This is a genomic window from Thermomonas sp. (genome assembly GCF_029945965.1).
GTDB lineage: Bacteria > Pseudomonadota > Gammaproteobacteria > Xanthomonadales > Xanthomonadaceae > Thermomonas.
Genome location: NZ_JAQSDO010000003.1, coordinates 66,507 through 76,082, shown reverse-complemented (window position 1 = coordinate 76,082; position 9,576 = coordinate 66,507). Strand labels below are relative to the sequence as shown.

Here is a 9,576-nt window from a genome sequence, read left to right as displayed (position 1 = left end):
GGGTGGGTCAATTTTGGTTGGAAACCCCGGGTCAGTTTTGCGTGGAAATCAACACGCTCCACCCACATTCGGTGCTTGCAGAGGCCAAAAGTTTAGAAGGTGGGCGTCATGGAGTTAGCAAGTTGTCCCTGACACTATTTCTGGTCTGTATCCTGACCTCCTGTCTGTGGATACCAGGGCAGTCCAACCTGACCCCTTTTTCCGGGCCTAGTTAAATGTACCTGACTCTTTTTTCCATTTTTGAACAAAGTAAATGCAAAACAGGGGTCAGAGAACTTTTCCCCGATCCACCATCAACCAGCAGTGAAATTCAAACGGAAATGTTCTCTGACCCCTTTTTCCGCGAAGTTCTGGATATCGATGCCGGGTACCAGGACGCGCACCGCTTCATCACCCATCGCCTCAAACCGTTCTGGAGACAGGCCCGCGACCGGCGACGAGAAGCGGACCGTGATCAGGAACAGGTTCCGGTAAAACGCGTAACCGATCGATTGCATCGGCACGCCCTTGGAAAAAGTCGACTCTGACCCCTGTTTTTCTCCGTACCCGGGCCACGTCACTTATTCAGACGACATCGCTCGCTCACGAATCCAAGAAACCAAATTCTCCGGGAACACTTTTTCCAGCAAATCAAGCGCATTCGCCTGCCCGATATAATTCGTAATGTACTCAGTAACAGTTACATCGAATCGCTTGCAGAAACATTCGAGCACTAATGAAGCATCTAACTTCGCAAGCAACGAGGGGGTCAGCTGATCAGAGCGGAACTGACCCCACAAGAATTCCAAAAACTTATTCTTACCTAATATCTTGTCTTTGCTATTAGAGATACATGAGAAAAGCCTTTCCCTAAATTCTTCCTCAGAAATGCTCCATAAACTAGTAACTACGCGGGCATCCAAGAGATAGTTCTCCATACAGTACTTGTCAAGATGCAGAAAATCAGGACCAGCAAAAGAAGGAGCCCCCTCATTATCACCGTCTTCTATGAAAAGTGAGTTTGACCAACCTCCATCCTGTTTTGACCTCTTAAAAAGCGATCGAACATTACTTTTTGTTCCGCATTGTGCTGTAGCTATAGTTACACCGGTTACTTTTGAAATTCTGTCAACGATCAGCTCATGTATCGAATCTTCGACGAATACTGTTGGCACCTCCGTACCGCCAAGCTTTAGCACCGAGATTGCCTCGCCTGCAATTCGGCGTCTCTGATCCGGAGTTATTTCTTTCGTCGGGACAACTCGCTGCTGCTCATTCCAAACCAGGAACTGAACTTTATTTATAAACTGCGGCAAAAAAACTGCGCGGCTATGCGTTACCACAATCATTTGCTTCTCATACTTTTCGCAGAAATCATTAAGAAAATCGAACAGGCGCTCTTCAAGACCCCAATTTAGGTGCACTTCTGGCTCATCTATCAAAAACGTTTCATACGCATCTTTAGAAACGTAGATGTTGGTGATTAACGACAGAACCTCCTGCTCCCCCAAAGATAGCTCCTCAATGGGAACGACAATATTCCCCCTTTTACTTATTTGCACCATTGGTCGCCCCTGCGCGGCGTTCCAATCGGCTGCTATTGCATATTCTGGAAAAACACTTCCAACAACCTCATTAAATTCTGCTTCCACATCCTTCATATGCGCTGTAGGCGCACTACCATCACGGCATTTTCTATCGTACGAATAGAAGAACAACTCGACGAGAGATGGGTAGTTAGCGAATGTACGATCATTGAGCTGCTGACCGCCCGCCTCACCGATGTAAGTGTCATAGTTGCGATTATTCTGACGCATGAACTGTATAGCTTGCTCGAGAGCTCGTCTCTCGGAATTTCTCTTTGGGCTTATGGCCTGAATCCGAGGCCGAACGTTAGCACTGGAGTTGTACTGCTCCGACTTGAGCGATTGCAAAAGTTTGGTTTTTAGTGTCCCGTTCTCGCCACAAATGATATTCAAACCTGGCAAGAAATCGATTTTTCCAATCAGCGTTCCATTAAGGATATTTACGTCAGCGCTTTCAATTATTGAAGTCATGCCGTCTTCCCCATCGGCAACTTCAACCCCATCTCCCGCGCACACTCCTTCGCAATCTCATACCCCGCATCCGCATGCCGCATCACACCGGTAGCCGGATCATTCCACAGCACACGCGCGATCCGCCGATCAGCGGCCTCGGTACCGTCGCAGACGATGACAATACCGCTGTGTTGCGAATACCCCATGCCTACACCGCCGCCATGATGCAGTGACACCCACGTCGCACCGCTGGCGACGTTGAGCATCGCGTTGAGCAGCGGCCAGTCGCTGACGGCATCGGAACCATCTTGCATCGATTCGGTTTCGCGATTGGGCGAGGCGACGCTGCCGCTGTCCAGATGATCGCGACCAATCACGATCGGCGCGCTCAGTTCGCCATTGCGGACCATTTCATTGAAGGCCAGGCCCAGCTTGTCGCGCACGCCAAGACCAACCCAGCAGATACGCGCGGGTAGCCCCTGGAATGCGATGCGTTCGCGCGCCATGTCCAGCCAGTTGTGCAGATGCTCATCGTCCGGGATCAATTCCTTGACCTTGGCATCGGTCTTGTAGATGTCTTCCGGATCGCCGCTGAGCGCGACCCAGCGGAACGGGCCGATGCCTTTGCAGAAGAGCGGCCGCACATAGGCCGGCACGAAACCGGGGAAGTCGAACGCATTGCTGCAGCCGACATCGAACGCCATCTGGCGGATGTTGTTGCCGTAGTCCACGGTCGGGATGCCGGCAGCGTGGAAGGCCAGCATCGCCTCCACGTGCACGCGCATGGATTGCTTGGCGGCATCTCGAACGCCATCGGGATTTGTTTTTTGTTCGGCCATCCACCGCTCGACCGTCCAACCAATCGGCAGATAGCCGTTGATCGGATCATGCGCGCTGGTCTGGTCGGTCACGCAGTCCGGGCGCACGCCGCGCTTGACCAGTTCCGGCAGGATCTCGGCGGCGTTGCCGAGCAGCGCGATGGACTTCGCTTCGCCAGCCTTCGTGTATTTGTCGATGCGCGCGAGTGCATCGTCGAGGTCGGTCGCCTGCTCATCGACATAACGCGTCTTCAGGCGAAAATCAATACTGGTCTGGCGGCATTCGATGTTTAGGCTGCTCATGCCGGCCAGTGACGCAGCCAGCGGCTGCGCGCCACCCATGCCGCCCAGCCCGGCAGTAAGCAGCCACTTTCCCTTCAACGATCCGTCGTAATGCTGGCGGCCCATTTCGACGAAGGTTTCGTAGGTGCCCTGCACGATTCCCTGGCTGCCGATGTAGATCCAGCTGCCGGCGGTCATCTGCCCGTACATCATCAAACCCTTCTTATCGAGTTCGTTGAAGTGCTCCCACGTGGCCCAATGCGGCACCAGGTTGGAATTAGCGATCAGCACGCGCGGCGCATCGGCATGGCTGGGGAACACGCCGACAGGTTTGCCGGATTGCACCAGCAGGGTTTCGTCGTCGTTGAGGTTCTTGAGGGATTCGATGATCGCGTCATAGCAATCCCAATCGCGGGCGGCGCGGCCGATGCCACCGTAGACGACGAGCTCGGCCGGGTTCTCGGCGACCTCGGCATCCAGATTATTCTGCAGCATCCGGAACGGCGCTTCGGTCAGCCACGATTTACAGGTGAGTTCACTGCCGCGGGGTGCGCGGATGACGCGACTCGGGTCATTGCGGGAAGCATCGTTCGTGGAAGCGGTCATGGGCTGGACTCGTGACTGAGGCGATGACGCATTATCCCACTGTGCCTGACCCCGCCCCCTCATCATCGTATGATTCGGTAATGCGAAAAATTCCCCCGCTTCACATAAGCCTGTTCGCCAGCGCATGTGCCAGCCTGCTGCTGGCCGCCTGTTCCCACGCACCGACGACACCTGCTGCAGCGCCTGCGCCATCAACGGTTGTTGTGCCTGCCGAAGTCTCGACCGCGCCTTCAACCGTGATCCTGGTCTCCGTCGATGGCCTGCGCGCCACGACCATCGGCACCGGCGTGATGCCAACCGTGGACGCCATCGCCGCGTCTGGCGTGCATGCGGCGTGGCTAACCCCGAGTTATCCCACGCAGACCTTTCCCAATCACTACACGCTGGTCACCGGGCTGCGACCGGACCACCACGGCATCGTCCACAACCACATGCGCGATGCGGTGCTGGGCAATTTCGTGTCCAAGGGCACGAGCGCGCTCGATGGCCGCTGGTGGGGCGGCGAACCGATCTGGGTGACCTTGCAGAAACAGGGTGGGATCGCCGCGACCATGTTCTGGCCAGGTTCGGAGGCGGAAATCGCCGGACAGCGCCCACGCTATTACATGACCTACAACAAGCAGATGCCCGCCAATGCCCGCGTGGACAAGGTGCTGGCGTGGCTGGATCTTCCGGCTGCGCAGCGGCCAGGGCTGGTCACGCTGTATTTCGAAAATTATGACGTCGCCGCGCATGCCACCGGCGCGGATTCGGAAGAATCCATCAACGCGCTGAAGACGGTCGATGTAGCCCTCGCCCGCCTGCGCGATGGCCTGCATAGCCGCGGGCTGGACGCATCAACCGACCTGATCGTGGTGTCCGACCACGGGATGATCACAGTGCGCAGCGAGGACGTGCGTTACCTGGATGATCTGGTACCCGCAAACAGCATCCAGGTCATCCACACCGGCCCGCTAGCCGGTCTGAACCCGAAGCGGGGACATGTGCAGCAAGTCGAGAAAGTCTTGCTGGGCCGTCACGATCATTACGAATGCTGGCGCAAGCAGGACCTGCCGGCACGCTGGCAGTACGGACACAACCCGCGCGTCCCGGCGATCCTGTGCCAGGCCGATCCGGGCTGGCGCGTGGTCATGCACGGAATGCCGGAATCGACGCAACGCAGCGGCGAACACAGCTACGCGCCGGAAGCGCCGGAAATGCGTGCGACGTTCGTCGCCACCGGGCCTGATTTCATCGATGGCACGCAGTTGCCTGCGTTCGACAATGTCGAGGTTTACCCCTTGCTCGCACGCCTGCTGCACATCACCCCGGCTGCGAACGACGGCAGCGTGGATCCACTGTTGCCGGCGCTGCGCGACGCCTCGCCGTGATCCTGCATCGCCGGATCGAAAGTCCGGCAGGCCCGCTGGTCATCGCGGCAGATGACACCGGCCTGCGCCACATCGAGTTCCATCACAACCGCCATCCCGCTAGTCGCGACGACTGGCGTGGCGGTGACAACGACGTGCTTCAGGCTGCCGAAACACAACTGCATGAATATTTTGCAGGCTCACGCACCCACTTCGATTTGCCACTGGCACCGCAGGGCACTGACTTCCAACAAATTGTCTGGCAGGAACTCGCGCGCATTCCCTTTGGCACCACCATCAGCTACGCGGATCTGGCGCAGCGCGTTGGCAAGCCCACGGCGACACGTGCGGTTGGTGCAGCCAATGGGCGCAATCCACTGCCGATCGTGCTGCCCTGCCATCGGGTGATCGGCGCCGATGGCGCGCTGACTGGTTTCGGTGGCGGATTGCCGATGAAACAATTCCTGCTGCAACTGGAAGGCGCGATGCCGGAGCCGACCGACCTGTTCGCGCTCCTGTAGGAGCGCCGTTTACGGCGCGATATGGCGTGTAGCGATCAATGCCCCCCGTAGGAGCGTTTTCATCGCCTCGCGATAGCGCGCGGCGGTCGCATCGCGGTCGCGATGACGCCCGTTACTGACGACACGATGCCCGGCGACATCGACCTCACGCACGATGTTGCGGTTGCCGCTGAACAGCCAGCGATCGATGACATCGTCGTGCTTTGCACCAGCCAGGATTGGCGCATTGGCATCCAGCGTGATGCGATCGCCTGCTTCGAAACCGGTGCTGTTGGCGGCACTGGCGACCACGCCTTGCAACAGGGTTTCGCCGACGCTCGGCATGTCTGCAGACACGGCGATATTGCGATACCGGGTATGCAGGCGCTGACCATATTCCAGCCAGCGCAATTCCTCGACCGGCGAGATCGAGCTGTTGGAATCCGAACCCACGCCCCAGCCACCGCCTGCATCCAAAAAGTCGCGGAGCGGAAACAGCCCATCGCCGAGGTTGGCCTCGGTCGTGGTGCAGATCGCCACGGTTGCGCCGCTGTGTGCGATGCCCTGCAATTCCGCAGCGTCCAGATGCGTGGCATGCACCAGTGTCCACTGCGCGGTCACTTGGGCGTTGTCGAGCAGCCACTGCACCGGTCGCGCACCGCGCAGGGCGATGCATTCGTCGACTTCGGCGGTTTGCTCGGAAATATGGATATGGACGCGGCTGTCACTCGGTAGCGCCGCCAGCACCTCGTGCATCGCCGCTTCCGGCACCGCACGCAAGCTGTGCAGCGCGCAACCGATGCGCACGCTTTCGCCTTGCTCGCTACGCAGCATGTCGAGCAGGCGCAGGTAGGCATCGACATCGTGGCCAAAGCGTTGCTGGCGCAGCGACAGCGCGCAGCCGTCGAAGCCGCCGGTCATGTACAGCACCGGCAGCAGGGTGATGCGGATGCCGGTGTCGCGCGCGGCACGGATCAGTGCACGCGACATCGCATCGGCCTGCGCATATGGCTGGCCGTCCGGCGCATGGTGCAGGTAATGGAATTCGCAAACGCTGGTGTAGCCGGCTTCGAGCATCTCGACGTAAAGCTGGCAGGCCACTGCGTGCAGCAGTTCGGGATCAAAACGCGCGGCCATTGCGTACATGGTCTCGCGCCAGGTCCAGAACGAGTCTTGATGATCCTGTGCATCAAGGCGCACATGGGCGGGATTGGTTTGGCGTTCAGCCAGCCCCGCCATCGCCCGCTGGAAGGCGTGCGAATGCAGGTTGACGATGCCGGGCAACGACCAGCCGGATGCGTTTTCGAGGACCAGGTTCGACATGCGTGGATTGTCACCTGCGGGCGCGTGCGATGCGAGCTACGTCCGGCAGGCATGCGTCGAACGCTTACAATGGCCTGATGCCTGAGTCGCATTCTGATCCACAAAACGCCGGTCTCGACGCCTTGCTGTCCGGCCAGGACTGGAAGCGCCGCGCGGCACTTTGGTGCGGCGCGCTGATGGTCGCACTGGCGGCGATGCTGTTCACCCGTGCCAGCGATGCCGCGTTTGCAGTGTTCAAGCAGGTCGAACACCACTCACCGTACTGGGCCTTCCTGCTGACGCCGACGGTATTCGCGATACTGGCCTGGGTCACCTCGCGCGGCTTGCAGAGTACACGCGGCAGCGGCATCCCGCAGGTGATCGCGGCGCTCGACATGCCGCAGGCAGAACGCGAACAGCACCTGTCGCTGAAAGTGTCAGCGGCCAAGTTGTGCTTGACTGTGGGCGGATTGCTCGGCGGCGCGTCGATCGGCCGCGAAGGCCCGACCGTCCACATCGGCGCTGGCATCATGCATGCGTTCGGTAAGCGCTTTGGCTTCGGTAACGACCATGACTCCGCGCGCTTCATGCTCGCCGGTGGTGCTGCCGGCATTGCCGCCGCATTCAATACACCGCTTGCCGGCGTGGTATTCGCCATCGAGGAACTCAGCGGCACGTTCGAGCATCGCTTTTCCGGCACATTGCTGACCGCGGTGCTGGTCGGCGGCGTGGCCTCTCTTGCATTGCTCGGCAACTACACCTATTTCGGACGAGTCAGCGCGTCGCTGCCACTCGGCCAGGGCTGGCTGGCCATTCTTCTTTGCGGCAGCCTGTGCGGATTTGCAGGCGGTGGATTCAGCCGCATGCTGCTGGCGGTGGTGGATGGCAAGCCGCGCTGGCTGGGCCGCCTGCGTTCGCGCTATCCGGTAGTGATGGCCGCCTGCTGCGGACTGATACTGGCGATTCTTGGCGTGTATTTCAGTGCAGGTGCGTTCGGCACCGGCTATGAGCAGGCACGCAGCCTGGTGCAGGGCCACGCGATGGTCGGCCAGGACTTTGGCGTGGTGAAACTTGCCGCCAATCTTGTCTCCTATCTCGCCGGCATTCCGGGCGGCCTGTTCTCGCCCGCACTCGCCGTCGGCGCAGGACTCGGCCACAACATCGCGCAGCTGCTGCCGGGCGTGGATGCTTCGGCAATTGTCTTGTTGGGCATGAGCGCCTATCTCACTGGCGTCACCCAGGCACCGCTGACCTCGGCGGTGATTTCGATGGAACTCACCGACAGCAGTGACCTGCTGCTGCCGATCCTGGCCACGGTACTGATTGCGCGCGGCTGCTCCGCGCTGGTCTGCCATGTGCCGGTGTACAAGGCGCTGGCGATGCGACTGCTGCCTGCCCCCACATCGAAACCTGTACCCGAACCGGAACCCGCCAACCCGCCAGTAGAACCCACATGAGCTTGCCCTCCGGAACATGGGATGGCCTGTTGCTGGGAGCAACACTGGCAACGCTGGATGCAGATGCCGGCTATGGGCTGATTGCGGACGGCGCGCTGGGCTGGAAAGACGGCGTGCTCACGTTCGTCGGCCCGCGCGACGGCTTGCCGGGCACACTTTCCGGGCTTGCCGACGAGGTCATCGAAGCCGATGGCCTGATCACACCTGGACTGGTTGATTGCCATACCCACGTGGTGTTTGCCGGCGACCGCGCCGGCGAGTTCGAGCTGCGCCTTGAGGGCGCGAGCTACGAGCAGATTGCACGCAGCGGTGGCGGCATCCTGTCGACCGTGCACGCGGTTCGCGCCGCCAGCGAGGACGAACTTCTGGCGCGGTCGCTACCACGTGCTCGCGCCTTGTTGCGCGATGGCGTGACCACGCTGGAGATCAAGTCGGGCTATGGCCTGGACTTCGACAACGAACGCAAGATGCTGCGCGTCGCGCGACGAATCGGCAGCGAAATCGGCATCGACATCCGCACTACTTTCCTTGGCGCGCATGCGTTGCCGCCCGAGTTCGCCGGCAATGCCGATGGCTATATCGATGCGGTGATCGAGTGGTTGCCGCGCCTGCACGCCGAAGGCCTGGTCGATGCGGTGGATGCGTTCTGCGAAGGCATAGGCTTCACGCCAGCGCAGACCCGACGCGTATTCGAAGCAGCACGCGCGCTCGACCTGCCGGTCAAACTGCACGCCGACCAGCTCAGCGACCTGGCCGGCGCGGCGCTGGTGGCGGAATTCGGCGGACTGTCGGCCGACCACATCGAACATACCTCCGAGGCTGGCGTGCTCGCGATGCGCGATGCCGGCACGGTGGCCGTACTTCTGCCGGGTGCGTTCCACGTGTTGCGCGAAACCAAACTGCCGCCACTGGACCTGCTGCGCGCGCATGGCGTGCCGATGGCGATCGCCACCGACTGCAACCCGGGCACATCGCCCCTGCTGTCGCTGCGCCAGGCCATGCAGCTGGCCTGCACCCATTTCAAGCTGACCCCGGAAGAAGCCCTGCGCGGGGCGACCGTGCATGCAGCGCATGCGCTGGGCTTGCACGACCGTGGGATGCTACGGGTCGGGATGCGCGCGGATTTCGTGCGCTGGAATGTCAGCCAGCCAGCCGAACTCTGCTATTGGCTCGGTGGACAACTGGCGGCCGACGTACGCGCCGCGGGCAAATCCATTGCCCAATAGTTCAACTTCATAACGCAA

Annotated in this window: 8 protein-coding genes; 4 read left to right on the top strand and 4 right to left on the bottom strand. The window is 60.1% G+C overall.

Features of this window, described 5'->3' with window-relative positions; translation table 11 throughout:
- Nucleotides 1-293: 293 nt before the first annotated feature.
- The 3 genes from PSV05_RS00900 to hutU form a co-directional block, all read right to left on the bottom strand.
- A complete protein-coding gene (locus PSV05_RS00900) occupies nucleotides 294-497 on the bottom strand; it encodes a hypothetical protein (protein WP_300060100.1) in 204 nt (67 codons plus the stop codon).
- A gap of 63 nt (nucleotides 498-560) precedes the next feature.
- Nucleotides 561-2,036 (bottom strand): AAA family ATPase, encoded by a 1,476-nt coding sequence (locus PSV05_RS00895; protein WP_300060097.1) that lies wholly within the window; start codon nucleotides 2,034-2,036, stop codon nucleotides 561-563.
- Nucleotides 2,033-3,724 (bottom strand): urocanate hydratase, encoded by a 1,692-nt coding sequence (gene hutU, locus PSV05_RS00890; RefSeq protein WP_300060094.1) that lies wholly within the window; start codon nucleotides 3,722-3,724, stop codon nucleotides 2,033-2,035. The genes PSV05_RS00895 and hutU overlap by 4 nt, the downstream gene beginning before the upstream one ends.
- A gap of 80 nt (nucleotides 3,725-3,804) precedes the next feature.
- Between hutU and PSV05_RS00885 the strand changes: the two genes are divergently transcribed.
- Both PSV05_RS00885 and PSV05_RS00880 read left to right on the top strand, forming a co-directional pair.
- Entirely contained in the window at nucleotides 3,805-5,094 is a 1,290-nt protein-coding gene (locus PSV05_RS00885) for an ectonucleotide pyrophosphatase/phosphodiesterase (protein WP_300060091.1), read from the top strand.
- A complete protein-coding gene (locus PSV05_RS00880; protein WP_300060088.1) occupies nucleotides 5,091-5,594 on the top strand; it encodes a methylated-DNA--[protein]-cysteine S-methyltransferase in 504 nt (167 codons plus the stop codon). The genes PSV05_RS00885 and PSV05_RS00880 overlap by 4 nt, the downstream gene beginning before the upstream one ends.
- Nucleotides 5,595-5,603: 9 nt before the next feature.
- On the opposite strand, the gene PSV05_RS00875 is transcribed toward PSV05_RS00880, so the two are convergent.
- Nucleotides 5,604-6,896, bottom strand: a complete 1,293-nt coding sequence (locus PSV05_RS00875; protein ID WP_300060085.1) for a formimidoylglutamate deiminase — start codon at nucleotides 6,894-6,896, stop codon at nucleotides 5,604-5,606.
- A gap of 77 nt (nucleotides 6,897-6,973) precedes the next feature.
- Here PSV05_RS00875 and PSV05_RS00870 point away from each other — a divergent pair, with 77 nt between their 5' ends.
- Together PSV05_RS00870 and hutI are read left to right on the top strand one after the other, a co-directional pair.
- On the top strand, nucleotides 6,974-8,332 hold the full coding sequence (locus PSV05_RS00870) for a chloride channel protein (RefSeq protein WP_300060083.1): 1,359 nt from the start codon (nucleotides 6,974-6,976) through the stop codon (nucleotides 8,330-8,332).
- Nucleotides 8,329-9,558, top strand: a complete 1,230-nt coding sequence (hutI, locus tag PSV05_RS00865) for an imidazolonepropionase (RefSeq protein ID WP_300060080.1) — start codon at nucleotides 8,329-8,331, stop codon at nucleotides 9,556-9,558. The genes PSV05_RS00870 and hutI overlap by 4 nt, the downstream gene beginning before the upstream one ends.
- Nucleotides 9,559-9,576: the final 18 nt, after the last annotated feature.

Bases quoted from the DNA above. Each gene is read 5' to 3' on its own strand.
- PSV05_RS00895 (WP_300060097.1), bottom strand. From the start codon at position 2,036: ATGACTTCAATAATTGAAAGCGCTGACGTAAATATCCTTAATGGAACG.
- PSV05_RS00875 (WP_300060085.1), bottom strand. From the start codon at position 6,896: ATGTCGAACCTGGTCCTCGAAAACGCATCCGGCTGGTCGTTGCCCGGC.
- hutI (WP_300060080.1), top strand. From the start codon at position 8,329: ATGAGCTTGCCCTCCGGAACATGGGATGGCCTGTTGCTGGGAGCAACA.
- hutU (WP_300060094.1), bottom strand. From the start codon at position 3,724: ATGACCGCTTCCACGAACGATGCTTCCCGCAATGACCCGAGTCGCGTC.
- PSV05_RS00885 (WP_300060091.1), top strand. From the start codon at position 3,805: ATGCGAAAAATTCCCCCGCTTCACATAAGCCTGTTCGCCAGCGCATGT.
- PSV05_RS00870 (WP_300060083.1), top strand. From the start codon at position 6,974: ATGCCTGAGTCGCATTCTGATCCACAAAACGCCGGTCTCGACGCCTTG.
- PSV05_RS00900 (WP_300060100.1), bottom strand. From the start codon at position 497: ATGCAATCGATCGGTTACGCGTTTTACCGGAACCTGTTCCTGATCACG.